This window comes from Sphingomonas flavalba, assembly GCF_004796535.1.
Lineage (GTDB): Bacteria > Pseudomonadota > Alphaproteobacteria > Sphingomonadales > Sphingomonadaceae > Sphingomonas_L > Sphingomonas_L flavalba.
This window is the reverse complement of sequence record NZ_SPHY01000004.1, coordinates 141,916-166,696: the sequence shown is the minus strand read 5'-3', so window position 1 is coordinate 166,696 and position 24,781 is coordinate 141,916. Positions and strand designations below refer to the sequence as shown.

The 24,781-nt window shown below is 67.8% G+C and carries 25 protein-coding genes and 1 other RNA gene; 15 read left to right on the top strand and 11 right to left on the bottom strand.

Going from position 1 to position 24,781, the window contains the following annotated elements:
- Window positions 1–185: 185 nt before the first annotated feature.
- Complete coding sequence (locus tag E4A53_RS06195; protein ID WP_136162223.1) at window positions 186–839, bottom strand: alpha/beta hydrolase; 654 nt, start codon at window positions 837–839, stop codon at window positions 186–188.
- Window positions 840–943: 104 nt separating this feature from the next.
- Between E4A53_RS06195 and E4A53_RS06190 the strand changes: the two genes are divergently transcribed.
- The 3 genes from E4A53_RS06190 to E4A53_RS06180 are packed head-to-tail and all read left to right on the top strand — an operon-like array spanning window position 944 to window position 3,467.
- A complete protein-coding gene (locus E4A53_RS06190; protein WP_136162222.1) occupies window positions 944–2,020 on the top strand; it encodes a cysteine desulfurase family protein in 1,077 nt (358 codons plus the stop codon).
- A 2-nt stretch (window positions 2,021–2,022) separates the two neighbouring features.
- A complete protein-coding gene (locus E4A53_RS06185) occupies window positions 2,023–3,135 on the top strand; it encodes a cysteine desulfurase family protein (RefSeq protein ID WP_136162286.1) in 1,113 nt (370 codons plus the stop codon).
- Window positions 3,132–3,467, top strand: a complete 336-nt coding sequence (locus E4A53_RS06180; RefSeq protein ID WP_136162221.1) for a 2Fe-2S iron-sulfur cluster-binding protein — start codon at window positions 3,132–3,134, stop codon at window positions 3,465–3,467. The genes E4A53_RS06185 and E4A53_RS06180 overlap by 4 nt, the downstream gene beginning before the upstream one ends.
- Window positions 3,468–3,526: 59 nt before the next feature.
- Here the strand turns inward: E4A53_RS06180 and E4A53_RS06175 are convergent, their stop codons facing one another.
- Window positions 3,527–4,261: a DUF1194 domain-containing protein gene (locus tag E4A53_RS06175; RefSeq protein ID WP_136162220.1), complete on the bottom strand. Its 735-nt coding sequence runs from the start codon at window positions 4,259–4,261 to the stop codon at window positions 3,527–3,529.
- Window positions 4,262–4,434: 173 nt separating this feature from the next.
- On the opposite strand from E4A53_RS06175, the gene ffs reads away from it, so the two are divergent.
- The 4 genes from ffs (at window position 4,435) to E4A53_RS06155 (ending at window position 7,806) form a co-directional block, all read left to right on the top strand.
- Window positions 4,435–4,532: signal recognition particle sRNA small type (gene ffs / locus E4A53_RS06170), an RNA gene on the top strand.
- Window positions 4,533–4,629: 97 nt separating this feature from the next.
- Complete coding sequence (locus E4A53_RS06165; protein WP_136162219.1) at window positions 4,630–6,231, top strand: DNA polymerase III subunit gamma/tau; 1,602 nt, start codon at window positions 4,630–4,632, stop codon at window positions 6,229–6,231.
- 1 nt (window position 6,232) lies between these two features.
- On the top strand, window positions 6,233–6,565 hold the full coding sequence (locus tag E4A53_RS06160; RefSeq protein WP_136162218.1) for a YbaB/EbfC family nucleoid-associated protein: 333 nt from the start codon (window positions 6,233–6,235) through the stop codon (window positions 6,563–6,565).
- An 86-nt stretch (window positions 6,566–6,651) separates the two neighbouring features.
- Window positions 6,652–7,806, top strand: a complete 1,155-nt coding sequence (locus tag E4A53_RS06155; protein ID WP_136162217.1) for a glycosyltransferase — start codon at window positions 6,652–6,654, stop codon at window positions 7,804–7,806.
- On the opposite strand, the gene E4A53_RS06150 is transcribed toward E4A53_RS06155, so the two are convergent.
- From E4A53_RS06150 to E4A53_RS06130, 5 genes are all read right to left on the bottom strand, one after another.
- Window positions 7,771–8,760: a glycosyltransferase family 2 protein gene (locus E4A53_RS06150; protein ID WP_136162216.1), complete on the bottom strand. Its 990-nt coding sequence runs from the start codon at window positions 8,758–8,760 to the stop codon at window positions 7,771–7,773. The genes E4A53_RS06155 and E4A53_RS06150 overlap by 36 nt on opposite strands.
- 40 nt (window positions 8,761–8,800) lie before the next feature.
- On the bottom strand, window positions 8,801–10,291 hold the full coding sequence (locus E4A53_RS06145) for a B12-binding domain-containing radical SAM protein (protein WP_136162215.1): 1,491 nt from the start codon (window positions 10,289–10,291) through the stop codon (window positions 8,801–8,803).
- 303 nt (window positions 10,292–10,594) lie between these two features.
- Window positions 10,595–11,305 (bottom strand): monofunctional biosynthetic peptidoglycan transglycosylase, encoded by a 711-nt coding sequence (gene mtgA, locus E4A53_RS06140; protein ID WP_136162214.1) that lies wholly within the window; start codon window positions 11,303–11,305, stop codon window positions 10,595–10,597.
- A gap of 211 nt (window positions 11,306–11,516) precedes the next feature.
- On the bottom strand, window positions 11,517–11,687 hold the full coding sequence (locus E4A53_RS06135; protein ID WP_136162213.1) for a Flp family type IVb pilin: 171 nt from the start codon (window positions 11,685–11,687) through the stop codon (window positions 11,517–11,519).
- 132 nt (window positions 11,688–11,819) lie between these two features.
- On the bottom strand, window positions 11,820–11,990 hold the full coding sequence (locus E4A53_RS06130) for a Flp family type IVb pilin (protein WP_136162212.1): 171 nt from the start codon (window positions 11,988–11,990) through the stop codon (window positions 11,820–11,822).
- Between the two features lie 68 nt (window positions 11,991–12,058).
- On the opposite strand from E4A53_RS06130, the gene E4A53_RS06125 reads away from it, so the two are divergent.
- Window positions 12,059–12,481 carry a (deoxy)nucleoside triphosphate pyrophosphohydrolase gene (locus E4A53_RS06125; RefSeq protein WP_420822608.1) on the top strand — a complete coding sequence of 141 codons (423 nt, stop codon included), beginning with the start codon at window positions 12,059–12,061 and terminating at the stop codon, window positions 12,479–12,481.
- A 23-nt stretch (window positions 12,482–12,504) separates the two neighbouring features.
- A complete protein-coding gene (locus E4A53_RS06120; RefSeq protein WP_136162285.1) occupies window positions 12,505–12,942 on the top strand; it encodes a nucleoside deaminase in 438 nt (145 codons plus the stop codon).
- Between the two features lie 62 nt (window positions 12,943–13,004).
- Here E4A53_RS06120 and E4A53_RS06115 read toward each other — a convergent pair whose 3' ends face one another.
- Window positions 13,005–13,685 (bottom strand): YiaD family glycine zipper/OmpA-like lipoprotein, encoded by a 681-nt coding sequence (locus E4A53_RS06115; RefSeq protein WP_136162210.1) that lies wholly within the window; start codon window positions 13,683–13,685, stop codon window positions 13,005–13,007.
- A 128-nt stretch (window positions 13,686–13,813) separates the two neighbouring features.
- On the opposite strand from E4A53_RS06115, the gene E4A53_RS06110 reads away from it, so the two are divergent.
- The gene (locus E4A53_RS06110; RefSeq protein ID WP_136162209.1) at window positions 13,814–15,118 is read left to right on the top strand and encodes a hemolysin family protein; all 1,305 of its coding nucleotides are present in this window, start codon (window positions 13,814–13,816) and stop codon (window positions 15,116–15,118) included.
- 196 nt (window positions 15,119–15,314) lie between these two features.
- Here the strand turns inward: E4A53_RS06110 and E4A53_RS06105 are convergent, their stop codons facing one another.
- Window positions 15,315–15,959: a hypothetical protein gene (locus E4A53_RS06105; RefSeq protein ID WP_420822607.1), complete on the bottom strand. Its 645-nt coding sequence runs from the start codon at window positions 15,957–15,959 to the stop codon at window positions 15,315–15,317.
- 142 nt (window positions 15,960–16,101) lie between these two features.
- Here E4A53_RS06105 and E4A53_RS06100 point away from each other — a divergent pair, with 142 nt between their 5' ends.
- Window positions 16,102–17,019 carry an FkbM family methyltransferase gene (locus E4A53_RS06100; RefSeq protein ID WP_168694320.1) on the top strand — a complete coding sequence of 306 codons (918 nt, stop codon included), beginning with the start codon at window positions 16,102–16,104 and terminating at the stop codon, window positions 17,017–17,019.
- Window positions 17,020–17,130: 111 nt separating this feature from the next.
- Here the strand turns inward: E4A53_RS06100 and purD are convergent, their stop codons facing one another.
- Window positions 17,131–18,393, bottom strand: a complete 1,263-nt coding sequence (gene purD / locus E4A53_RS06095; RefSeq protein WP_136162206.1) for a phosphoribosylamine--glycine ligase — start codon at window positions 18,391–18,393, stop codon at window positions 17,131–17,133.
- On the opposite strand from purD, the gene xseA reads away from it, so the two are divergent.
- Genes xseA through E4A53_RS06080 form a run of 3 tightly spaced genes read left to right on the top strand, consistent with a single transcriptional unit; the run spans window position 18,392 to window position 20,881 of the window.
- Window positions 18,392–19,771, top strand: a complete 1,380-nt coding sequence (gene xseA / locus E4A53_RS06090) for an exodeoxyribonuclease VII large subunit (protein WP_136162205.1) — start codon at window positions 18,392–18,394, stop codon at window positions 19,769–19,771. The two genes, purD and xseA, sit on opposite strands and share 2 nt — an antisense overlap.
- A gap of 13 nt (window positions 19,772–19,784) precedes the next feature.
- Window positions 19,785–19,982, top strand: coding sequence for a DUF2093 domain-containing protein (locus E4A53_RS06085; RefSeq protein ID WP_136162204.1), 198 nt, complete (start codon window positions 19,785–19,787; stop codon window positions 19,980–19,982).
- Complete coding sequence (locus E4A53_RS06080; RefSeq protein ID WP_136162203.1) at window positions 19,979–20,881, top strand: M23 family metallopeptidase; 903 nt, start codon at window positions 19,979–19,981, stop codon at window positions 20,879–20,881. Before E4A53_RS06085 ends, E4A53_RS06080 begins: the two co-directional genes overlap by 4 nt.
- 10 nt (window positions 20,882–20,891) lie before the next feature.
- On the opposite strand, the gene E4A53_RS06075 is transcribed toward E4A53_RS06080, so the two are convergent.
- On the bottom strand, window positions 20,892–21,431 hold the full coding sequence (locus E4A53_RS06075; protein ID WP_136162202.1) for a hypothetical protein: 540 nt from the start codon (window positions 21,429–21,431) through the stop codon (window positions 20,892–20,894).
- Between the two features lie 321 nt (window positions 21,432–21,752).
- Between E4A53_RS06075 and E4A53_RS06070 the strand changes: the two genes are divergently transcribed.
- On the top strand, window positions 21,753–24,752 hold the full coding sequence (locus E4A53_RS06070) for a TonB-dependent receptor domain-containing protein (RefSeq protein WP_420822606.1): 3,000 nt from the start codon (window positions 21,753–21,755) through the stop codon (window positions 24,750–24,752).
- The last annotated feature ends 29 nt before the right edge of the window (window positions 24,753–24,781 follow it).

Below are 24,781 nucleotides of genomic sequence, written 5' to 3'. Positions count from 1 at the left end.
CGATACGGGCGCCGCCGGTTCGTGGGGGACCGGCGGCGCCCTTTTTCTGTTGCTGAAGCCTGTCCGCTTGAAGCGGAATTCGGCACCGGCCCTCTCCCCCACCCGGCCTCCCATTTCAGGATACTGTCGTTGGGAGGCCGGGTGGGGGAGAGGGCCGGTGCCGCCTGAAGCGGACAGGCTCTAAATCACTTGATCGGCGAATCCGGCGCCAACCGCATGTCGAGGTAATTGTCGACGCTGCGCATCAGGTCGGGCATCTCGTGCTCGAAGAAATGGTTGGCGCGCGGGATCACGTCGTGATGGATGGTGATGTGGCGCTGGGTCCGTAGCTTGTCGACCAGCTTCTGCGTCGCCGACGGCGTCACCACCTCGTCCGCCTCGCCCTGGATGATGATGCCCGATGACGGGCAGGGGGCGAGGAAGGTGAAATCATACATATTGGCGGGCGGCGCGATCGAGATGAAGCCGCGCACCTCCGGCCGCCGCATCAGCAACTGCATGCCGATCCACGCGCCGAAGCTGAAGCCGCCGATCCATGTCGTCTGCGCCTCCGGGTGAAAGCTCTGTACCCAGTCGAGCGCGGCGGCGGCATCGGACAACTCGCCGATGCCGTTGTCGAAACTGCCCTGGCTCTTGCCGACGCCGCGGAAGTTGAACCGCAGCGTCGCGAAGCCGCGCCGGACGAACGTCTGGTACAGCGCCTGGACGATGTGGTTGTTCATCGTCCCGCTCGACGGGTGGGGGTGGAGGATCATCGCCACCGGCGCGCGCGGGCGCGGCGGTGGGCTGAAACGGCCTTCGAGGCGGCCTTCGGGGCCGGGGATGATGACTTCGGGCATCGCACCTGCTGAACGAAAAAGGACAGAATGGCGCCGCGCGGGTGGCGCGGGGGAGAAAGCCTATATAATTGTGGGGGTGAAATTCGCAATCTTTGGGAACCGCCTTGACCACCCGCCTCTATCTCGATCACGCCGCGACGACGCCGGTGACCGCGCCGGCGGCCGCCGCCTATGCGGAGGGGGTCGCGCACTGGGCCAATCCCTCGTCCCCGCATGGCGAGGGTCGGGCGGCCCGCGCCGCGCTGGAGGCTGCCCGCGCGCGGATCAAGGCGGCGCTCGACTGGAGTGGCGAACTGATCTTCACCAGCGGCGCCAGCGAGGCGATCCATATCGCGCTGACCCGCACCGACGCCGATGCGCGGCTGGTCTCCGGGGTGGAGCATGATGCCGTCCACCGGGTGGTGCCGCAGGCGTTCTTCCTGCCGGTGCAGGCCGACGGCACCGTCGCCCGCGATGCGCTGGTCGGCCGGCTCGGCGCGCTCGGCGCGAAGCGGCCGCTGGTTGCGATCCAGGCGGTCAACAGCGAGACCGGCGTTGTCCAGCCGCTCGCTGATCTGGCGCCGGCGGTGCGCGCCGCCGGCGGCCTGCTGTTCGCCGACTGCGCCCAGTCGGCCGGCAAGCTGGCCTTGCCGCCCGCCGACCTGATCGCGCTGTCCGGGCACAAATTCGGCGCCCCGCCGGGGATCGGCGCGCTGCTGGTAAGCGATTTCGCGCTGCTCAGCCCAAGCGGCGGGCAGGAGCAGGGCTATCGCCCCGGCACGGAGAATCTGCCCGGCGCGCTGGCGATGGCTGCGGCGCTGGAGGCGCCGCGCGGCTGGATCGACCGCGCCCGCGACCTGCGCGCCCATCTCGACGGCGCGGTCGAGGCGGCGGGCGGCCAGGCGGTGGCGCGGCGCGGCGAACGCTCGCCGGCGATCGCCTCCTACCGGATGCCGGGTGTCGCCGCTTCCGCCCAGCTAATCCAGTTCGACCTTGCCGGCATCGCGGTGTCCGCCGGCAGCGCCTGCTCGTCCGGCACGCTGAAGCCGAGCCATGTGCTGGCCGCGATGGGTTGGGACGAAGCGGCGTCGCGCGAGGTGATCCGGGTCAGCTTCGGCCCCGACACCAGCCGCGCCGACGTCTACCGCTTCCTTGAACAATGGAAGCGGATCGCCGCCGACGCCCGCGCCCGCGCGGCATGACCATGCCCATCTATCTCGACTATCAGGCGACAACCCCGCTGGCGCCGGAAGCGCGGGCGGCGATGCTGCCCTGGCTCGGCGAGGCGTTCGGCAACCCGCATTCGGCGCACCGCATGGGCCGGGCGGCGCGTGCGGCCGTGGAGGCGGCGCGCGATGCCGTCCACGCCGCGCTGGCCCTGCCCGGCGGCCGGCTGCTGTTCACTGGCGGCGCGACGGAGGCGATCAACACCGCGTTGAAGGGCGCCGCCGCCACCGCCGCCCCGGGGCGCCGCCGCATCGTCACGGTCGCGACCGAACATGCCGCCGTGCTCGACAGTGTCACCTGGCTCGGCGGGCAGGGGTTTGAACCGGTGCTGCTCGGTGTCGACGCCGCCGGGCTGGTCTCGCTCGACGAAGCGCGGCGGGCGATCGATGAACACACCGCCATTGTCGCGGTGATGCTGGTCAACAACGAGATCGGGGTGCTTCAGCCCGTCGCGGCGCTGGCGGAGCTGGCCCGCGCCGCCGGGGCGTTGTTCCTGTGCGACGCGGTGCAGGGCTTCGGCCGGGTGCCGGTGCCGGCCGCCGACATGGTCGCCGTCTCCGCCCACAAAGTCCACGGGCCGAAGGGCATCGGCGCGCTGTGGATCGCCGACGGGGTGGAGATCGCGCCGCTGATCCACGGCGGCGGGCAGGAATATGGCCTGCGCTCCGGCACGCTGGCCCCGGCGCTGTGCGCCGGCTTCGGCGCCGCCGCCGGGCTGCTGCGCGCCCATGCGGCGCACGACCGGGCGCATGTTGCCGAACTCTGGGCGCTGGCCCTGGCCGCGCTGCCCGGCTGGACGCTGAACGGCGATGCGGAGCGGCGCTACCACGGCAATCTCAACATCCGCCGTGACGGGGTGGATTCCGCGCGGCTGATCTCGGCGGTGCGCGATGTCGCCTTTTCCGCCGGCTCCGCCTGTGCCAGCGGTTCGGGCCGGCCCAGCCATGTGCTGCGCGCGCTCGGGCTGGACAACCGGCAGGCGCGCGCCAGCATCCGCCTCGGCTTCGGGCGCTACACGTCGCCGGAGGAACTGGCCCGGGCGCTGGCGTTGATCGATGCCGCCGCCACGGCGCAGCGGGTGGCGGCGTGACCCGCGTCCGCTTCGTCAGCGCCGACGGCCGCTCGGCGCGGGAGGTGGAGGCGCCGCCCGGCGCCCGGCTGCTCGACATCGCCCAGGCGGACGGCCAGCCGCTGGAGGGGACCTGCGAGGGCCAGATGGCCTGTTCGACCTGTCACGTCATCGTCGACGCGGCCGATTTCGCGAAGCTGCCGCCGGCAACCGAGATGGAGGAGGATATGCTCGACCTCGCTGCCGGGGCGACGCGGACCAGCCGGCTCGCCTGCCAGATCCACCTCGACGCCGGCCTGGCGGACCTCACCGTCCGCATCCCGGCGGAAAGCCGCAACATGCAGGGCCGCTGACAAGGAAAAGCGGCCGTGCCCCCTGCCGAAGCGGGGGCACGGCCGCCATCAGGCCCGGCTCAGGCGAAGGTGACCGCGGTGGTCATCCGGCGCCGGCGCATCGCGCCGCCGATCAGGCCGAAACCGGCGATCAGCATCGCCCAGGTCGTCGGCTCCGGCACGCCGCCGGTCACTTCGCGGACGATCTTCTTGCGCAGCGCCGCTTCGAAATCCTCGAAGTTGTTGGCCTGCAGCGAGAAGGCGCCGGTGCCGGCGATCACGTTGCTGCAATTCGCGCCGTTGCCGATGCCGATGCAGTTGACCTGCTCGATGCCGGCCGCGATCGCGGCGTTGCGGGCGTTGGCCAGGTTGCCGATGTTGTTGGCACCGTCGGTCGACACGTCGATCAGCTGGCGATCAGAGGAGATGCTGTTGCTGAAGATGTCGTTGGTCGCGGTGGTGATCGCGCCGGCGATGTTGGTGTTGCCGGCGGGGCGGACCATGGCCTGGACGGCGGCGATCAGCGCGCCGTGGTTGGCGGCGGTGATCTCGGCGAAGCTGAACACGGTCTGGACGTTCGACGAGAACAGATAGACGCCGATCGCGACCGACCCGTCGCGCGGCAGCACGCTCAGATCGCTCAGCACGCTGACATAGGCATCGCGCTGCAGCGCGAAATTGCTGGCCGAGATGCTGCCCGAACCGTCGATGGCGAGGGCCAGCTCAAGGGTCGCGGCACTGGCCGGGACGGCGGAAACGCCAACGGCAAGCGCGGCGGCCATCGCCGTGCGGCGAAGGAATTTACTCGAAGACATACGTATTCCCCTAAATTGGTGTGCTTGGACGATTGGGCGGGGCGACCTTGGCTCTCGTTAACTTTTCGTTAGCTTTTGTTCATGTTTTTGTATTGTACAGGCGCGACATTCTGCGGTGCACGGGTCCCATCCTGGGACAGCTTGCGCCGGCGCGCGGGAGCCTCCATATGGCGGCTGGGAGTCGGGCGGACGGCGCCGTCGCCAACCCGGTCAGGTCCGGAAGGAAGCAGCCGCAACGATTTCGTGTCGGGTCGTTCCGGCTCCCACCTGCCCCCCTCTTATACATCCATCCCGTCGCGGCCGTGCCGTGCCGCGTCCACACAAGCCGCCGCTTCCACACAGGGGAATCAGACTCTAAGGGTTCCCGGATGGCCGAATCCCAACCCTATCGCGTCCTCGCGCGCAAATATCGCCCGCAGACCTTCGCCGAGCTGATCGGCCAGGACGCGATGGTGCAGACGTTGGGCAACGCCATCCGCAACGGCCGGCTGGCCCATGCCTTCCTACTCACCGGTGTGCGCGGCGTTGGAAAGACGTCGACGGCGCGGCTGATCGCCAAGGCGCTGAACTGCGTCGGGCCGGACGGGCAGGGCGGGCCGACGATCGACCCGTGCGGCCAGTGCGAACCGTGCCGGGCGATCGCCGAGGGCCGGCATATCGACGTGATCGAGATGGACGCCGCCAGCCACACTGGCATCGACGACATCCGCGAGATCATCGAGGCGGCGCGCTATGCGGCGGTCTCCGCCCGCTACAAGATCTACATCATCGACGAGGTCCATATGCTGTCGAAGGCGGCGTTCAACGGCCTGCTCAAGACGCTTGAGGAGCCGCCGGCCCACGTCAAGTTCCTGTTCGCGACGACGGAGGTCAACAAGGTGCCGGTGACGGTGCTGTCGCGCTGCCAGCGCTTCGACCTGCGCCGGATCAGCGCCGACCAGCTCGCCGCCCATTTCGGCCGGGTGGCGGGGGCGGAAGGCGTGCCGGCGGAGCCGGAGGCGCTGGCGCTGATCGCGCGGGCGGCGGAAGGGTCGGCGCGCGACGGCCTGTCGATCCTCGACCAGGCGATCGCCCATGCCGGAACGGAGGGCAGCGGCATGGTCGCCGCCGCGCAGGTGCGCGATATGCTCGGCCTGTCCGATCGCGGCGCGATCCGCCGGCTGTTCGCGGTGCTGCTCGCCGGCCAGGCGACGGAGGCGCTCGCCGCGCTGCGCGCCCAGCACGACATGGGGGTGGAACCGGCGGCGGTGCTGCGCGCGCTGCTTGAAATCGTCCACGGCGTCACCCTGCGCCGGGTCGGCACGCCCGGCGACCCTGCCCAGTCGGACGAGGAACGCCAGGCCTATGCCGATTGGGCGGCCGGCCTGTCCTTCGCCGCGCTCCACCGGCTGTGGCAGTTGCTGCTCAAGGGCCATGACGAAACCGTCCGCGCCGCGCTGCCGCTGGAAACGGCGGAAATGGCGCTGCTCCGGGTCATACATGCTTCCGGCCTGCCCGATCCCGGCGCGCTGGCGGAACGGCTGGCCGGTGCGGCCCCCGCGGCGCCGGCCGCGTCATCCGTGCCGCCACCGGCGCCGGAGGACGCGCCGGCCGCGCGGTTTCCCGCTGACTTCCGCGCGCTGGTCGACCTCGTCGAACGCGGCGGCCGCCGCCAGTTGGCGCTGCAGCTGCATGATTGCGTCGGGCTGCAGCGCTATGCGCCGCCGGTGCTTGCGATCCGCCCGGCGCGGCCGCTGCCCAGCGATTTCAACCGCGAGCTCGCCGCCGCGCTGAAGGCGGCGACCGGTGCCGACTGGACGATCACCACCGACGACGGGGCGGCCGAACCGACCCTGCTCGACCAGCAGCGCGCGGCCGAAACCGCCGCGCGCGATGCGATTCTTGCGGCGCCGCTGGTCCGCGCGGCGCTGGATGCCTTTCCAGACGCCGAGCTGATCGACTACAGGCCGCCCGACGCCAGGAGTGCATGACATGGATATCGAAAAGATGATGCGGGCCGCGCAGGAAGCGGCCGAAACCATCCAGACGCAGATGAACGAGGCGCAGGCCCGGCTCGACACGATCGAGGTGGAAGGCGCGTCGGGCGGCGGCCTGGTCAAGGTCCGCGCCAGCGCCAAGGGCCGGATCATCGGCCTGGCGATCGACGACTCCCTGCTCGCCGTGTCGGAAAAGCAGATGCTGGAAGACCTGGTCGTCGCCGCCTTCAACGACGCGCGCGCCAAGGCCGATGCCGTCTCCAACGACGAGATGAGTAAGCTGAAAGGCGGCCTCCCCCTGCCGCCGGGCTTCAAGCTGCCGTTCTGATCGCGGCAATGTTGCGGCATGCCCACGCCGGCTCGCGTGAGCGTACGCGACCTGCCGCATCGGGATAACCAGATCGCCGAAGTGCCATGCATATCCTGGTCATCACGACGATATTGCCGGCCGGGCAGGCAAATGGCGGAGAAGTCTGGACGCAAGCGGTCATCGACGGCTTGCGGCGCAATGGTGCCGACGTTCAAGTCATCGGCTTCGATCGCAGCACCGCGTCCCGGGGGCAGGGGGAGATAGGTCTCGGCATACACCCGATCGAGACACGGCAAGCGCCGTTGCGGGCATTGTGGTGGGGGCTGCGCGCACTTGTTGGCCGCCCCTATACCGTAGAGAAGTGGTATTCGCGCCACTATGTGCGCCGCATTGCCGCGCTGATCCGTGAACGGCGCTGGGATCTTGTGATCATCGACCATGCACAAATGGGTTGGGCTGCTCGTGTAATTGGCGAGACGCCGTTCATTCACCTTTCCCATCAGGAGGAAAGCGCCGTCTTCGCGGCGCTCGCACAGGCCGTGTATGGCATCCCGCGCTGGCTCTACGCGCGTGAGGCAAGGATGATGGCGCGTGTCGAAGGCGCGTTGGTCCGCGCAGCGCTTGAAACCTGGTGTCTCAGTGCGACGGATGAAGCGGCTCTGACACGCCATGGAGCGGGGAAGGTACGGGTGTTGCCGCCGCTCGCCCGACCCGGTTGCGAGGGTCCGCCAGCCGCCGAGGCACCTTGTTCGGACGTAGTGCTGCTTGGGAACTGGCGCTGGGAACCGAATGCGATGGCTCTTCGCTGGTTTTTGGAACAGGTTTGCCCGCGCTTGCCGCCGGGCTGGCGTATCGATGTCGGCGGCGCGGTGGATACTCGTCGGCAACCGGCGCCGCCGGGGGTCCGCTTTTTCGGGCCGGTCGCCGATGTCTCCGCATTTTTTCGTCGCGGTCGCTGTGTGGCGGTGCCCTCGCTGGCAGTGGCCGGCGCCAATCTGAAGCTGCTCGATGCGATCGCGTCCGGGCGGCCAGTGGTGGCTTCGCGACAGGCGATCGCACTGATCGGCGCCGTCCCCGCCGACGTGTGGGAAGCGGACGATGCGATAGAGTTTGCGGCCGCCTTGCTCATGCCGCGTCCGCCCAAACTGGCGGATAGGCGGCGGTGGCTGGCCGGCCGGCAGGTTGCTTTGGACACAGGTATCGCCGCGGCGCTTGCCTCGCTATCAACCAGTCAACGGCCGGCCGATCACGCCGCGTGACCAAAGCGCCCGGCGCGTCCATACGAGCTTCCACACTTCTCGCTGCGCGGCTGCGTCTTGGCACCGTCGCGCAGCCACGGCGTAGCGCCAATAGCGCAGCAGGCTCCCGCCTATCATCATTCTCGCTGCCAACGCTCCGCTGATCGCCCCCGATTGGCGACGGATCAGCTCCAGCCGGGCGCTCCATAAATAGGTGAGCATGTCCTCGGAGCGGCTGCTCGCACCGCTGAGATGCGTGACCGTCGCGTGCGGTGTGAACCGTGGCCTGGCTCCGTTCAGGCGCGCCCGAAAGCACAGGTCGGCATCCTCGCCATACAGGAAGAAGCTGTCGTCGAATCGGCCGACAGAGTCGAAAAATGTCTTGCCGATCAGCAGGAAGCAACCGGAGATAATGGCAACCTCGCGGACGCTGTCCCGCTGCCATCCGCCATAGGATTCAACGTTGAACAACCGACTGTTGCGGAAAAGGGCGGTGAGCCCGAAACTGATGCAGAATATGCTCCACAGCGTTGGTGCGGCCCAGCAGCAAGCGAGGTTTGCCGATCCATCGAGATTGATTGTCCGACCGCCCCACAGCCGGGCTTCCGGATAGGCGAGGGCGAAGGCGACGAGCGTGTCAATGGCACCGGCCGAAACGATGGTGTCGGTATTGAGGAACAGCAGGAATTCGCCCCGTGCCACGGCTGCGCCACTGTTAGCACCGCCCGCGAAGCCGAGATTGGTTTCCGTTCTTACCACGCGAACCGTCGGATAGCCTGCGCGGACGGCCGCTGCCGTCCCGTCGACCGATCCGTTGTCGACGAGTACAATCTCATGGTCGATCGTCGCGGGCGACGCGGCGATCGATGCCAGGCATTCCATCGTCAGCGCGCATGTGTTCCAGCTGACCAGGACGAGCGAGACCAAGGGCGTTGCCACGATTCCGTCACGCGCTGTAGCGGCGGCGTCCGTCATTGTCGCGCGATGCCAGTTGCGTGTCGCCTTTCAAACGGCATCACATCATCCCGTCAAACATCTGGGCCTCCGAGCGAAGCCTCCGCCGGTTGATCGCGAAGACCGCGCGCAGCACCTTCGCTTTCGCGCGTCGATAGGCCGCACCTTCCGCGCCATGATTAGCATAGCGTACGCGGCCGAGCGTCCGTTGATGGCCCAATACGGCAAGGTCTGGCAGTGCCCCATTATGCACGGCATGCCAGATGGGCGTATTCTCAAGGATCGAAAAATCGTTGAACCGCACCCGGTCAAGATACGGCTGATGCGCCTCAAGAAAACTCGCTGTCTGCTCCAGATCATCGGCGGTTTCGCCCGGATAGCCTTTGAACATCGTGCACCGGACCGAAATGCCGGCCTCGTGCGCTTCGCGGATGAATGCCGAATTCGCGGCCACCAAAGCCCCTTTGTCCATCAGATCGAGCATATGCTGGCTGCCACTTTCCAGGCCGAAACTCACGCGGCGCATGCCGCTTGCCGCGGCGGCGCGCAAATCCTGCCGGGAAAGGCCGTTGTCGGCGCGAGTATCGACGTGCACGGTGCCGATCCATTGGGCACCGGGCGCCGCCTCCTGGATATGCTCCGCAATTCCACGGAAAAGTGGGGGATTGCTGTTCAGCTTGAGATCGAGAAACGTGAAGTTCGCCGTCGCGTAGCGACGGGACTGCTCGCGTAGCTCATGCAGGACCGACTCCAGGCTGCGGGTTCGATATGTGCGCCCGTTCACCGACACGACATCGCTGCAAAAATTGCACTTTCCCCATTGGCAACCCCGCCCGGTCATGACCGGGATGATTGGCACCCGATAGCGATCCCAGGGGAAATCCGAGAAATCAGGCACCGGAGAAAGGTCGAGCGCCCGGAAGGGGGCAGCGGCACCGCTGCTGCGCCCGTCGGGCAGCGTCACGCCGTCGAAACGCAGCAGGTCTTCGTCGGTGCCGATCGCTTCCACCAGTTCGGGAACAACCAGATCGGCTTCGCCGCCATAGATCGCCGTCAGCCCGGGGATCGTTCGCCAGGCCTCGGCCACCTCGTTCAAATTGAAGGCTGGCCCGCCGAGCAGCATCGGAATCTTCGCTTTCAGCGCGAGCTTTCCGATCTGAACGATCGTCTGATAATGTTGCAGGTAGGCCGACAGCATCAGAAGATCAGGCTTCGCTTCCAGCGCCTTTCCAACCTCTCGCAATACTCTTGCATGGGGCCGTTGCCGAAAATGGTAGCGGGCGGAACGCAGCAAGTCGCGCGGTATCCGCCACGCCGGTGATGTCGACAAATGAATCCGCCGCATCATGTGGTCCGGCCACCACTCGCGTCGTTCCCGCTCGTGCGTGGGAATATCGCAGGCGAGCGGTACCAGAAGGGAGACATCGTGGCCGGCTTTCCGTAGCGCCGCGATGAGAATGCCGACGGCAAGGGTAGGGAAAGTAGCGAAATTGTTGAGATCGACGACGAAAATTCGATAGCGAGTTCGGCTGTCGGTCAGCGCCGGCGTCATCTGTCCGGGCGATACGGATACTCGCGCGTTGACGGCCTGCCGCGTAGGGCTCGAAAAGGGTCGCGTCTCATCCGATTCGAATTTCACGAGAATCGCCTGGAATCGATCATGTTCCGACCATATCCAGATGTTTCAGCGGGGGCGAGGGCGGGCGCCCGCCAAAGTCGGGAAGCCATCTCGATTTGGCAAAGAAAGCTATCCTCGTTCGCGGAGTGGCGCGCCACTGTCTGCCTTTCGGGTTGGCGCTCAAGCGATTGCCTTGTATCCGCGCCAGCGGCGGATAGCCCGCAATGACGGAGGCGCTCAGCGTACGCAGCTATCCAGGCCGTCGCGCCGGACGATGCCGACGCGGCGGGAAATCGCGTTGCCGTAGCGGCGGGTATAGCCGGTCGGCGTGGCGCCCGGCCGCTTCTTGGGCAGCGGCAGCACCGCGGCGATCCGGCTCGCCTCGGTTACGCTCAGCCGTGTCGCGTTATGGCCGAAATAGCGCTGCGCCCCGGCGTTGACGCCATAGGTGGCGATACCGGTCTCGGCGATGTTCAGATAGACTTCCATGATCCGCTGCTTGCCCCAGATCGTCTCGATCAGCAGGGTGAACCATGCCTCCAGCCCCTTGCGGAAGAAGCCGCCGCCCTGCCACAGAAAGGCGTTCTTCGCCGTCTGCTGGCTGATCGTCGATCCGCCGCGCAGCACATGGCCGCCGCGCGCGTTGCGCTTCATCGCCGCGGCGATCGCGTCGACGTCGAAGCCGTGGTGGCTGCAGAATTTGGCATCCTCGGCGGCGATCGCGGCGCGCGCCATGTTCGGGTCGGTTCGCGCCAGGCTCAGCCAATCCTTGGTGACGCTGCGCCCGCCCAGCACGTCGCCCATCATCGTGACGGTGAACGGCGGCGGCACGAAACGATAGGCGGTGACCCAGAGCAGGCTCAGCCCGACGAACCACAGCACCGCCTTCAGCAGCAGGCGGAGGATGCGGGCGGGAACGGATTTTCGGGAGCGGGAGCGCGCGGCCATCGCCGGGCCTTAGCGCGCCGCGCGACGAATATGAACAGCCCCGTCGTCGTCTTGGCGCAAGCCAGGATCCCGGCGGGGACCCGCTTCGTGTCGGGGATGCCGGTGTCCGCCGGCAGGACGGGCGCGGCGTCGGCCCACGCAAAACGGGGCGCCGGATCGTTCCGACGCCCCGTCCTGCCGATTGGCGCGGGTTCTGGCGAACCCGGCGAAATCAGTTGCTCTTCGCCATCTCGGTGGTGGCCTTCGTGAACGTCAGGTTCAACTGGCTGCCGAGGCTGGTCATCGCGGTGATCGCGGCGATCGCGATCAGGGCGGCGATCAGGCCGTATTCGATGGCGGTCGCGCCCTTCTTGTTGGCGAGAATGTTGCGGATAAGCTTCATAACCGATCTCCTTGGTCGAAAGTGACTGTCACCCGGCGGCTTCAAAATCGATTCCAAGCCGCAATGAAGCCTCTAGAGGGGAGCTGGTTGAGAAAAACTTAAGCGCCGCAAGTAAACACCATTAATAAATGGTTACCCGGTGGCGAACTTTGCGGCGACGCGCGCCCATATGTCGATGGACGTACCGGCGAATGCCGTAAGCGACCCAAGAATGCCGAGCGAAATCAGCGCGGCGACTAGGCCGTATTCAATCGCGGTCGCACCACGCAGGTCGCGGGCGACGCGTCCGACAAGTCCACGCATGGTGGTATCCGATCATATGCTGTTCCAAAGCGCCACGACGCTATGGCCCGGGGCGTTAAAAAAGCCTTATGAGCGCCGGCATGGAAAGCGGAACGGATCAACTTCTGGTGGTCGCGGCGGCGCTGGTCGACGCCGACGGCCGCGTCCTCGTCCAGCAGCGGCCGGAGGGCAAGGCGATGGCCGGGCTGTGGGAATTCCCCGGCGGCAAGGTCGAGCCGGGCGAAACCCCGGAAGCGGCGCTGATCCGCGAGCTGGCGGAGGAGCTTGGCATCGCCACCGATCAGGCCTGCCTCGCCCCCGCCGCCTTCGCCAGCGCGCCGCTCGGCGGCCGCCACCTGATCCTGCTGCTCTATGTCTGCCGCAAATGGCGCGGCATACCGGAGCCGCGCGAGGCGCCGGCGCTGAAATGGGTGCGCCCGCTCGCCCTGCACGGTCTGGCGATGCCGCCGGCGGACAAGCCGCTGATCGGCCTGCTCGACGCGCTGCTGTGAACGGCTTTCCCCTGCCCGAACCGATGCGGATCGCGCTTGCGCTGGCGGGGGAGGCGGGCGCGGCGGGGGAGGTGCCGGTCGGCGCCGTCGTGGTGCATGACGGCGCAGTCGTCGGCCGCGGCGCCAATGCCACCCGCCGGCTGAACGACCCGACCGCCCATGCCGAGATCCTCGCGATCCGCGCTGCCGCCGCCCATCTGGGCGCGGAGCGGCTGACCGATTGCGCGCTTTATGTGACGCTGGAGCCCTGCGCGATGTGCGCCGGCGCGATCGCCCATGCGCGGATCGCCCGGCTTTACTACGCCGCGCCCGATCCGAAGGGCGGCGCGGTGGAGCATGGCGGCCGAATCTTCGCCCAGCCGACCTGCCACCACCGGCCGGATGTCTACCCCGGCATCGGCGAGGCGGAGGCGGCGGCCCTGCTCCGGGATTTCTTCGCCAGCCGCCGCGCCGGCCGTTAGCCTCCGCCGTCATCCCGGCGCATGCCGGGATCTTGCGGGCCGCCCCCGCCCGGACCGGAAACCTACCGCCGGCTATCCTCGGCGCGCAGCGGTTCGACGCGGATCTCGACGCGGCGGTTGGCGGCGCGGCCCTCGGCGGTGTCGTTGCTGGCGATCGGCTGGCTCTCGCCGAAGCCGCGCGTGCCGATCCGCGCCGGGTTGACCCCGCGCATGCCGAGATAGTCGGCAACCGCGCGCGCCCGCCGTTCGGACAGCGCCTGATTATAAGCGTCGCTGCCCTGCGAATCGGTGTGGCCGTAGACGTCGACCAGCGTTGAATCATAGCGGGCCAGCGTATCCGCCACCTGGTCCAGCGTGGCGCGGAAGCGCGGCTCGATCGCCGACTGATCGGTGGCGAAGGTGACGTTGGACGGCATGTCGAGCACCAGGCTGTCGCCGTCGCGGCGCACCTCCACGTCGGTGCCGGCGGTGCGGGCGCGCAGCTCGCGCTCCTGCCGGTCCATATAGGTGCCGACGCCGGCACCAGCGACCGCACCGATGCCGGCGCCAAGCACTTTCTCGGTCCGGTCGTGGCGGCCGCCGACGATGTCGCCGAGCAGATAGCCGCCCAGCGCGCCGCCGATCGCGCCGATCCCGGCCTTCGACATGCGGCGCTGGCCGGTATCCGGGTCGGTGGTGCAGGCGGCGGTGGTCGCGGCCAGCGCGGCCGCGGCGATGATGCGGGTAAAGGATGATGCGAGCATGTGGCGTCCCCGTAACGATATGGTTTGAACCTCAACCGCCCGCGTCCTGATCGGTTCCCGCTGAACCGGCGATGATCGCATGGTTGTGAAACGGACAGTTTCGCGGCAAAGGGGATTTCGACCGCACCATGCAGCCGCTCTCCCCCTTCCCCTGGCTCGACGTCGCGATCATCCTCGCGCTGATCGCGCTCAACGGCCTGTTCGCCATGTCGGAACTGGCGATCGTTTCCGCCCGCCGCCCCCGGCTGCAGGCGATGGAAAAGGCCGGCCGCCCCGGCGCCCGCGCCGCGCTGGCCCTCGCCGCCGATCCGGGCAAGTTCCTGTCAACGGTGCAGATCGGCATCACCCTGATCGGCATCGTCGCCGGCGCCTATTCCGGGGCCAGCCTCGGCGGGCCGGTGGGGGACCGGATCGCCCGGCTCGGCGTCGATCCGGCGCATGCCCGCACCATCGGCTTCGCGCTGGTCATCGGCCTGACCACCTATGCGTCGCTGATCGTCGGCGAACTGGTGCCGAAGCAATTCGCCCTGCGCGCGCCGGAGCCGATCGCCGTGCTGATGGCCAAGCCGATGCTGTGGCTGGCGCGGCTGACCGCGCCGATCGTCTGGCTGCTCGACCGCAGCAGCAGCCTGATCTTCCGGCTGATCGGCCTGAAACGGGAACGCGACGCGCGGGTGACGGCGGAGGAACTGCAGCTGATCGTTGCGGAAGCCAGCCGTTCCGGCGTGATCGAGGAAAGCGAGCGCGCGATCATTTCTGGCGTCGTCCGCCTCGCCGACCGGCCGGTGCGCGAAGTGATGACGCCGCGCAACCAGATCGACTGGATCGACGTCAATGCCGATGCGGCGACCGTGGCGGCGCGGCTGGCGGAAACGCCGCACACCCGCCTGCCGGTCGCCGATGGATCGGTCGACGAGGTCGTCGGCGTGCTTCAAAGCCGTGACGTGATGGCGGCGCTGGTCGCCGGCCGTCCGCTCGACCTGCGCGCGCTGATGCGCCCGGTCCAGGCGGTGCCGGACCAGCTCGACGCGATGGACGCGCTGGAGGCGCTGCGCGCGGCGGAAGTGCCGATGGTCGTCGTCCACGACGAATATGGCCATCTCGACGGCATACTGACCCCGGCCGACCTGCTGATCGCGATCGCCGGCGAATTCGTGTCGGACCGTGACGAGGGCACCGACCCCGATCTGGTCGAGCGCGAGGACGGCAGCCTGCTCGTCTCCGGCGCGATGTATGCCGATACCCTCGCCGAACGGCTGGACATCGCCCTGCCGGACGACCGCGATTATGCGACCGTCGCCGGCTTCGCCCTGTCGGTTCTGCGCCACCTGCCCACCGTCGGCGAAGATTTCGTCGAACAGGGCTGGCGCTTCGAAATCGTCGATATGGACGGCCGCAAGATCGACAAGCTGCTGGTCACCGCCCAACCCTGACCGGGCTCTCTCCCGTCACTCCTTCCCGCTTCCGTCGCCATCCCGACGAAAGTCGGGATCTTGCGGGCTGTCCTCGCTCGGCGCCGGAGATCCCGGACGGGCGGGGCGGGACACGACGAGGGAAGGCGCTGGGGAACCGGCGCGTGCTGTCCCCTCGGCGCCTGCCGAACGTTGTCCCGCCGGTCTTCGCCGCCGCTTAGAGCTTGCCGAACTTCGCCTCGAAACCGGCGGTGTCGCCCTTGGCCAGATAGCCGGCCTGCTCGACCCATTTGTCGCGCGCGGCGCGGCCCTTGAACGCGCCCAACTGGGCGTCGATGCGGGCGAGGTCGGCATCGCTCCAGCCGGCGATCTGCTCGAAGCGGCTGACGCCCAGCTCGTTCAGCAGCACCGCCAGCTTCGGGCCGACGCCCTTCAGCAGCAGCAAGTCGTCCGGCTTGGCCGACGCGGCGGGCTTGGCGGCGGGCGCCGCCTTCGGCTTCGCGGCGGCTTTCGGTTTCGCGGCCGGCTTTGGCGCGGCGGGTGCCTTCGCCGCCGGTGCCTTGGCGGCGGCCTTGGGTTTGGCCGGGGCGGCAGGCTTCGCTGGCGCCTTGGCGGCCGGCGCAGGTGTCGGTTTCACTGGCGCGGCCGGCGCAGGCGCGGCTTCCGCCGGGGCGGGCGCGCTGGCCAGCGGCTGCGGCGCGGCCGGCGGCGGGGTGGCCGCACGTTCCAGCGACGTTGGTGCCGGCGCTTCCGGCGCCTTCGGCGCGTCGGGCGCGGCGCCGGTGCGGGTATCGATGCTCTTGCTCCGGCCGAGCAGCCACCACAGGCCGACGGCGATCACCAGCAGGACAAGCAGTATCAAAGGCCAATTGGCGGACATGGCATTCCCCCTTGCGATTCCGCGCCGAACCCTAAGCCGAAACCGCCCCGTTGCAACCCTTGCAAGCCTGTGCCACGCTTTTCTGCGCCGCTCGGAAGGGGGCGCACGCGAAGGGAAATTCGGAATGGAAGCATCGGACCGGGGGCCGCCGCCCGCGCAGGACTTGATCTGCCTCATCGCCCGCAACCGCCTGGGCACCTATTGCATACCCGCTGCTTCCCCCTTGCGGCAATGCGCGCGCGTCGTCGCCGGGGGCGGCGTCTACGAACCCCGGACGATCGACTTTCTCTGCCGGCATGCCGGCGCCGGCGACATCGTCCATGCCGGCGCGTTCTTCGGCGATTTCCTGCCCGCCGTGGCGCGGGCGCTCGCCCCCGGCGCCCGGCTCTGGGCGTTCGAGCCGGTCCACGTCAATTACGTCTGCGCGGCGATCACCGGCCAGTTGAACGGGCTGGACAATGTCGTGCTGACCCATGCCGGGCTGGGCGACGCGCCGAGCGAGGCGCAGATCGCCACCCACGACGCGATCGGCCAGCTGCTCGGCGAATTGAGCTATATCCAGACCGGCGCTCCGTCGCACGACGTCGGCGCCGGCGAAGCGATCCGGATCGTGCGGATCGACGATATCGTCCCCGCCGATCGGCAGGTCAGCGTCGTCCAGCTCGACGTCGAGGGATTCGAGGAACCGGCGCTCGCCGGCGCGCTCGCCACCATCCGCCGCTGCAAGCCGATCATCCTGCTGGAAAACCTGCCGTCGGCGGAATGGATCGCCGCCAATCTGACTCCGCTCGGCTACCGGCTGCGGCGCGGTGTCCATGCCAATGCGGTCTATTCGGTCACGCCGATCTCGTCGCTGTGGCAGGGGTTGCGCTGGCAGTTGCGCGGTCTTGCCCGCACCGTGATTCCCAATCCGGTGCGGCGGCGGCTGCGCCGGGTGCAGGCGGCGCTGAAGGCGCGCGGCGGCAGCATGCCGGTCGCCGCCGCGCCGGCCGGCGCGACGGTCGACGGCGTCGCCTATCGGCTGGTGCCGCCCGCGGGCTAGACTCTGACGCCATTGGATTGCCTCGCTTCGTCATTGCGAGCGGAGCGAAGCAATCCAGGGCGCGCCCTCCAGATTGCTGTGTCGCTGCGCTCCTCGCAATGACGATCCGTCCTAGTCGCCGGCCTCGCGCGCCACTTCGCGCCAGCCGATGTCGCTGCGGCAGAAGCCGGTCGGGAAACGGATCGCGGCGACGGCGCGATAGGCGGCGTCGCGCGCCGCGCCGACGCTGGCGCCGGTCGCGGTAACCGCCAGCACCCGCCCGCCGTTCGCGACCAGCCCGCCGTCGCCGCCCTTGGCGGTACCGGCGTGGAACAGGATCGCGCCGGTCGCCTCGGCGGCGTCCAGCCCGGCGATGCCGCCGCCCTTCTCCGGCGTGCCGGGGTAGCCGTTCGCCGCCATCACCACGGTCAGCGCGGCTTCCGGGTTGAATGCCGGCACCGGCGCTTCGGCCAGCCGCTCCTCGGCGGTTGCCAGCATCAGCTCCAGCAGGTCGCCGGCGAAGCGCGGCATCAGCACTTGCGCCTCCGGGTCGCCGAAGCGGACATTGTATTCGATCAGCTTCGGGCCGTCGGCGGTCAGCATCAGTCCGGCATAGAGCACGCCCGAATAGGGGGTGCCCGCCGCCGCCATCGCCCGGACCGTCGGTTCGACGATCTCGGCCATCGCCCGTGCCTCCAGCGCCGGGGTCAGCACCGGCGCCGGGCTGTAGGCGCCCATGCCGCCGGTGTTGGGGCCGGTGTCGCCGTCGCCGACCCGCTTGTGATCCTGCGCCGCGCCGAACGGCACCACCGTCACTCCGTCGCTGATCGCGAACAGGCTGGCTTCCTCACCTTCCAGGAATTCTTCCAGAACCAGCGGGCCGCCGGCCAGCGCGCGGACCGCCGCTTCCGCCTCGGCGCGGGTGGTGGCGATGACCACGCCCTTGCCCGCCGCCAGCCCGTCGGCCTTGACCACAACCGGCAGGCCGAAGCGGTCGAGCGCGGCCAGCGCTTCGTCGGTCGAATCGGTGCTGAGGTAGGCGGCGGTCGGGATGCCGGCGCTGGCGCACAGCGCTTTGGTGAAGCCTTTCGATCCTTCCAGCCGCGCCGCCGCCCTGCCGGGGCCGAACACAGGCACACCGGCAGCGCGCAGGCTGTCGGCCAGCCCGTCGACCAGCGGCGCCTCCGGCCCGACGACGACCAGGCCGATCGCGCGGGCGTGGGCGAAGGCGATCACCGCCGCATGATCGGTCGCGTCCAACGCAACGCATTCGGCGTGCCGCGCTATTCCCGGGTTGCCCGGCGCCGCGTACAGCTTGCCGAGCAACGGCGATTGCGCCAGTTTCCACGCCAGCGCATGTTCGCGCCCGCCCGATCCCAGCAGCAGGACATTCATGACCGATACCCCTTCCTTCGACGCCGCCGGCCGGCTCGTAGCCGAGGAAGGCTTTGGCGACAACGCGCTGGCGCTGACCGTCACCGAATTGTCCGGCGCGCTGAAACGCATGGTCGAGGACCGGTTCGGCCATGTCCGCCTGCGCGGTGAGATTTCGGGGTGGAAACGCGCTGCGTCGGGCCATGCCTATCTGGCGCTGAAGGATGACAAGGCGCTGATCGACGCGGTGATCTGGAAAGGCACCGCCGCCCATCTGGCCTTCACCCCGCAGGACGGGATCGAGGTGATCGCGACCGGCAAGCTGACCACCTATCCCGGCCGCTCCAAATACCAGATCGTCGTCGAGAAGATGGAGTTGGCCGGCGAAGGCGCGCTGATGCTGCTGTTGGAAAAGCTGAAGGCCCAGTTGGCCGGGGAAGGGCTTTTCCAACCGGAGCGCAAGCGTAGCTTGCCGTTCCTCCCCGGTGTGATTGGGGTGATAACCTCACCGACAGGCTCGGTGATCCGTGACATCCTCCACCGCCTCGCCGACCGTTGCCCCAGCCGCGTCGTGCTGTGGCCGGTCGCCGTTCAGGGTGTCGGCGCCGCCGAGCAGGTCGCCGCCGCCGTCCGGGGGTTCGACGCGCTTGCCCCCGGCGGCCCGGTGCCGCGCCCCGACCTGGTCATCGTCGCCCGCGGCGGCGGCTCGATCGAGGATCTGTGGGCGTTCAACGAGGAAGCCGTCGTCCGCGCCATCGCCGCCTGCACCATCCCGACGATCTCCGCCGTCGGCCATGAAACCGACACCACCCTCGCCGACTACGCCGCCGACATGCGCGCGCCGACCCCGACCGCCGCCGCCGAGATCGCCGTCCCGGTCCGCGCCGAACTGCTCGCCGGCTTGCGCGAGCGCGGCGCCCGCATGGAACGCTGCGCCCGCCGCTACCACGAGCGTGGCGCCGAGCGGCTGGCGGCGCTCGCCCGGCTGCTGCCCACCCCGGCGCTGCTGCTCGATCCGCAACGCCTTCGCGCCGCCGACCTCGGCGAGCGGCTGCGGCGCGGCCTCAGCCACCGCCTTGCCGATGCGCGCGGCGACCTGGCCCGCGCTGGCGGCGCGCTCCGCCCCGGCCTGCTCCGCGCCGGGCTGGACCGCGCGGCGCATCGACTGGCCGCCGTGTGGCGCGTCGCCCAAACCCTGAACCCGGACAATGTCCTGTCGCGCGGCTATGCCTGGGTCGCGGCCCGCCCGTCCGGCGCCGTCGTCACCGGCGCAGCCGCCGCCCGCTCCGCCGCCGCGCTCAGCCTCCACTTCGCCGACGGCAGTGTGGATGTCCGGGTTGAGCGCTCCGGCGGGCGTGCCTATGTCCGGGACAAGCCCGACCAGCCGACCCTGTTATAGGAGTGATGAAGCGATGTTGATGTCCCAGGGCCGCCCGGCGCGACTGCAATACATGCCGAACGGCTTCCGCATGATTGCCAGCGGCGACCATGTGGTCTGCGCGGTCAGCGGCGAACGCATTCCGCTCGACATGCTGCGCTACTGGTCGGTCGAGCGGCAGGAGCCATATGCTTCGCCGGAGATCGCGACGCAGGCGATGCTCGCACGATGAGGGATGCGCGGCGGCGCGCGGCCGTCCTGCTTTCGCCTTTCGTCATCGCCGGCTGCACGGCCATTCCCCAGGCCGCGCCGGAACCGCCGCCACCCGTCCCGGTGATTGAGGCGGTTCGCGATACCCGGCCGCCGCCGCCGGCGGCCTTCTCGTTCGAAGGGGCGTTCGTCCAGGGCGGGCTGGTGGTTGGCACCGCGCCCACCGGAACGATCCGACTAGTACTCGATGGCCAGCCGGTCGCCGTTTCCGCCGACGGGCGCTTCGTCATCGGTTTCGATCGCGATGCCGCCCCGGGGGCGATGCTGGTCGCGACGCTGGCCGACGGTCGCACGCACAGCGAGCGGTTGGCGGTCGCGCCTGGCGCCTGGGCCATCGAGCGGGTCGATATCGCCCGCAGCGCCGGCACGCCAAGCGAGGCATTCCGGAAATTGCGCGCACCGGAACTGGCGCGGATCAACGCCGCCCGCCGTATCAATGCAACCAGCGACGGCTGGCGGCAGCGCTTCCTGTGGCCGGTGCGCGGGCGGATCAGCGGTGTGTTCGGTTCGCAACGCATCTATCGTGGCGAGCCGGGCGCCTATCATTCCGGCGTCGATGTCGCGCCGGGCGGATCGGGCGCGACCGTCGTCGCCCCGGCGGACGGCGTCGTCGTTCTGGCGACGGAAAAGCCGTTCACCCTCGAAGGCAATCTGGTGATCATCGATCACGGCATGAGCTTGAACAGCGCCTTCCTCCACCTGGCGCGGATTGACGTGAAGGAAGGGCAAAGCGTCCGCCGCGGCGACCCGATCGGCACCGTCGGCATGACCGGCCGCGCCACTGGCCCCCACCTCCACTGGTCGATGAAATGGCGCGCCGCCCGCATCGACCCCCAACCCCTCGCAGGCCCGATGCCGTAGCCTTGGGCCGTCAGTTCTCCCGCTTCACGCGTACGCTCCGCCCGCCTTCCGGGGTCAGGATGTAGCTGCCGAAGGCACCTCGCTTCACGGTGACCTTGGCGCCTGCCTTGGGTTGGCGCCCGGTAAGCGGTTCCGTCGTTACCCAGGTCCCGCTTTCGGCCAGGACGAACCGCCATTTCCCGTACTGAAGCGGTTGCGCTTCGCTGATCGTGGATTCGATTTCGGTCAGGCCTTCGCCTTCGCCGCCGAACAACTCGGACAGGCCGGCGGCTGCGAAGCCGAACACGCCGCGCTCCGCCTTTTTGACCGTCATTTGATCGACAATTGATATGCTCTTGCTGTCGCGCGCCTGGCGCATTGCCGCCACGTTCCGATCGAAGCAGGCAAGCCGCTCCGTTGGCTCCGCCACGTCCTGGCAGCGCAACAGTTGCTCAATCACATCAGGAGATGCCTGGCGTGCTTCGGCCGCCGGCGGGTTGGCCGAAAGCGCCGGAGCGGCGCCGATCGCCAGGATTGCCGGCAGGGCAACGACAGACCGTACCATATTCATATGATTACAATCCTATTCTGCGGTGGACCCTTGCTCGTAGCCAATGGTCCATCCTCAACGATGCGGGCGACGAGCCCTACCACGCTTTGCCGGCGAAGCCATTACCAGCCGGCTTTGCGTGCGCGAGGACGCACTGTGGTAATTCTGTGACACTGATGCCGGAACCCGCCGACGAGCCGCGTCCTTCGGTTTACAAACGTCGGGGTGCAGTGCAACTCGTACGACATATCGCGCAGGGGGGCTCCGAGACCGGTACTTCTTGGCGATCAGCAATTCGGAGCGGCGTGCCGCTCTGCATCACTCCAGAAAGGGACCTGGGCTGTGAATAGAATCGACAAACTTAAGAGTCTGAAGGCTGGTGCTGCGCCGGTCGTAATGGGCATCGCGCTGCTGGCGGGGCCGGCGTTTGCGCAAGATCAGAGCCCTGCCGATGCGCAGGAAATCGTCGTTACTGGCACGCTGATCAGCAACCCGAACCTGGCGCGTTCCGCGCCGGTCAACGTCACGACCTCGGACGAGATCGAGCTCAAGCAGTCGAACGTCGCCGAAGAAATTCTGCGCGAGATTCCCGGCGTCGTTCCGAGCATCGGTTCGGCGGTCAACAACGGCAACGGCGGTGCGTCGTTCGTCAACCTGCGCGGCCTTGGCTCTAACCGCAATATCGTCCTGCTTGACGGTGTGCGTCTGGTCCCGGCCGAACTGCAGGGCCGCTTCGACCTCAACAACATTCCGCTGGCGCTGATCGACCGCGTCGACGTGCTGACCGGCGGTTCGAGCACTACCTACGGTGCCGACGCCATCTCCGGCGTCGTCAACTTCGTCACCAAGCAGGATTTCGCCGGGCTCGAAATCAACGGGTCGGAACAACTGACCGGGAAGGGCGACGGTAACGTCTTCCGTCTCGACGTGACGATCGGCGCGAATTTCGACGACGGCCGCGGCAACGCCGTGTTCAGCGTTGGCTATCAGCAGGCCGATCCCGTGTATCAGGGCGATCGTAAGTTCTCGGCGGATCAGCTCGATTCGTTCAGCGGCGATGCCGGTGGTTCGGGTACGTCCACCCCGTCGCGGTTCAGCAACGTCAATACAAGTGGTCTTTCGGACGAAAACGGGACCCGCCAGGTCACGGCCGACGGTACGGGCTTCCGCACGAGCTCGGCGTTCGATGCCTTCAACTTCAACCCCTACAACATCTTCCAGACGCCGTTCGAGCGCTTCAACATCTACGGTGCCGGCCGCTACCAGGTCAGTGACGCCGTTGAAGTATACACGCGGGGCCTCTTCTCGAAGAACACCGTCAGCACGATCATCGCACCGTCCGGTACGTTCGGTCTGACCGTGAACATCCCGCTCAGCAACCCGTACATGACGGCGGCGCAGCGTAATGGGTTCTGCGCGTTCGATACGTCGCCGGCGGTGCGTGATGACGACGGCAATATCGTTTCCGATGCTTATGTTCCGCTTTTCTCGCAGGCTGAGTGTGATGCGGCGGCGGTGGCTACGGATCCGAACGATCCGAACTATCGCACCGTCGCAACCAACTTGTCGCGTCGTGCGACGGAGTTCGGTCCGCGTATCAGCGATTTCACCACCACTTTCTTCGACTATCGTCTCGGCGCGAAGGGTGCGATCACCGATACGATCAACTGGGACCTGTTCGGATCTTACGGCGAAAGCCAGAACATCCAGATCCAGCGCGGCTATTGGCTGAATTCGCGCGTGCGTGAGGCTCTGCTCGCGACCAATCCGGATACCTGCCTCAGCGGTAACGCGGATTGTGTTCCGCTCAATATCTTCGGGCCCGACGGCTCGATCACGTCTGAGATGAACCAGTCGCTTTCGGCCAACAGCCAGGTTTCGACCCAGGTTGAAATGTCGCAGGTGCGCGGCATGATCAGTGGAGATTTCGGCTGGTCGATCCCCTGGGCAGACAATGCGGTGGCTTTCGCTGTTGGCGGCGAGTACCGCAACTATCACGCAACGCAGGAATCCGATCTGCTGTCGCAGTCGGGCGATCTTGGCGGCGCGGGCGGTGCTGCTCCGAATATCGACGGCGGCTATCACGTCTACGAAGCGATCGGCGAAATCGTCGTGCCGCTGATCCAGGGCAAGCCGTTCTTCGAGGATCTGACCCTGGAAGCCGGCATCCGCTACTCGAAATATTCCGTCGATGCGCCGGGCGATCCGTCTTACAAGACGACGACGTGGAAGGCGGGCGGTAGCTGGTCCCCCGGCGCGGGCGTCAAGATCCGCGGCAATTATGCGCATGCGGTGCGCGCGCCCAACATCTTCGAACTGTTCTCGCCAACGAACGTCGGGCTGACGAACCTGTCCGACGATCCTTGCGCCAATCTGCGTGACGACGGTACCCCGATACCGGGTCGGCCGGTTCCGACCGGTGTGCTGCGTGACGTCTGTATCGCTCAGGGCGCGCCGGCAGGAACGATCGGACAGATTGCCGTTCCGACGGCCGGTCAGGCGAACGCGACTTTCGCGGGTAACGTCAATCTGAAGCCGGAAACGTCGAACAGCTACACTGTGGGTGTCGTGTGGCAGCCGGATTTCGCGCCGGGCTTCAACATCAGTGTCGACTATTACAACATCAAGATCACCAATGCGATCACGACGCCGAGCCCGGCTGACGGCATCAATGCCTGCTTCGACAGCCCGAGTGTCACCAACCCGGCGTGTCTCGTCATCCAGCGTTCGGGCGGGCCTGCCGGCAACGGCAGCCTGAGTGGTGAATCGTCCGAAGTTCCGGGCCTGTTCCTGCCGTTCTCGAACCTCGGCCGGCTGTCCACCGACGGTATCGACGTCGTGCTGAACTACAAGCGCGACCTCGGCTTCGCCGACTGGGCGATTGGCGTGGTCGGAAACTGGACCGGCAGCTCGAAGTTCCAGGCGTCGCCGACGTCGGTGAACCGCGAATGCGTCGGTTATTACAGCACCAGTTGTACGTCGCCGCAGCCGAAGATTCAGTGGAGCGTGCGCAACACCCTGTCGTTCAGCGACATCGATGTTTCGCTGCTGTGGCGCCACATCGGCTCGATGAAGCAGGAGCCGCTCGATGTGATCGACTCCGGCCCGGCGTTCGGCAGCTTCGGCCATATCGGCGCGAAGGACTATTTCGACCTGTCGACCCGTTTCGGCCTGGTCGAGAATGTGTTCATCACGCTGACCGTGAACAACCTGCTCGACAAGAAGCCGCCGATCGTCGGCAACACGATCGGTTCGACGTCGTTCAACAGCGGCAACACCTTCCCTTCGACGTATGACGCGTTGGGTCGTCGTTTCTCGGTCGGTGCGAAACTGAAGTTCTGATCGACGTAGCTTGGACGGAATGGGGCGGG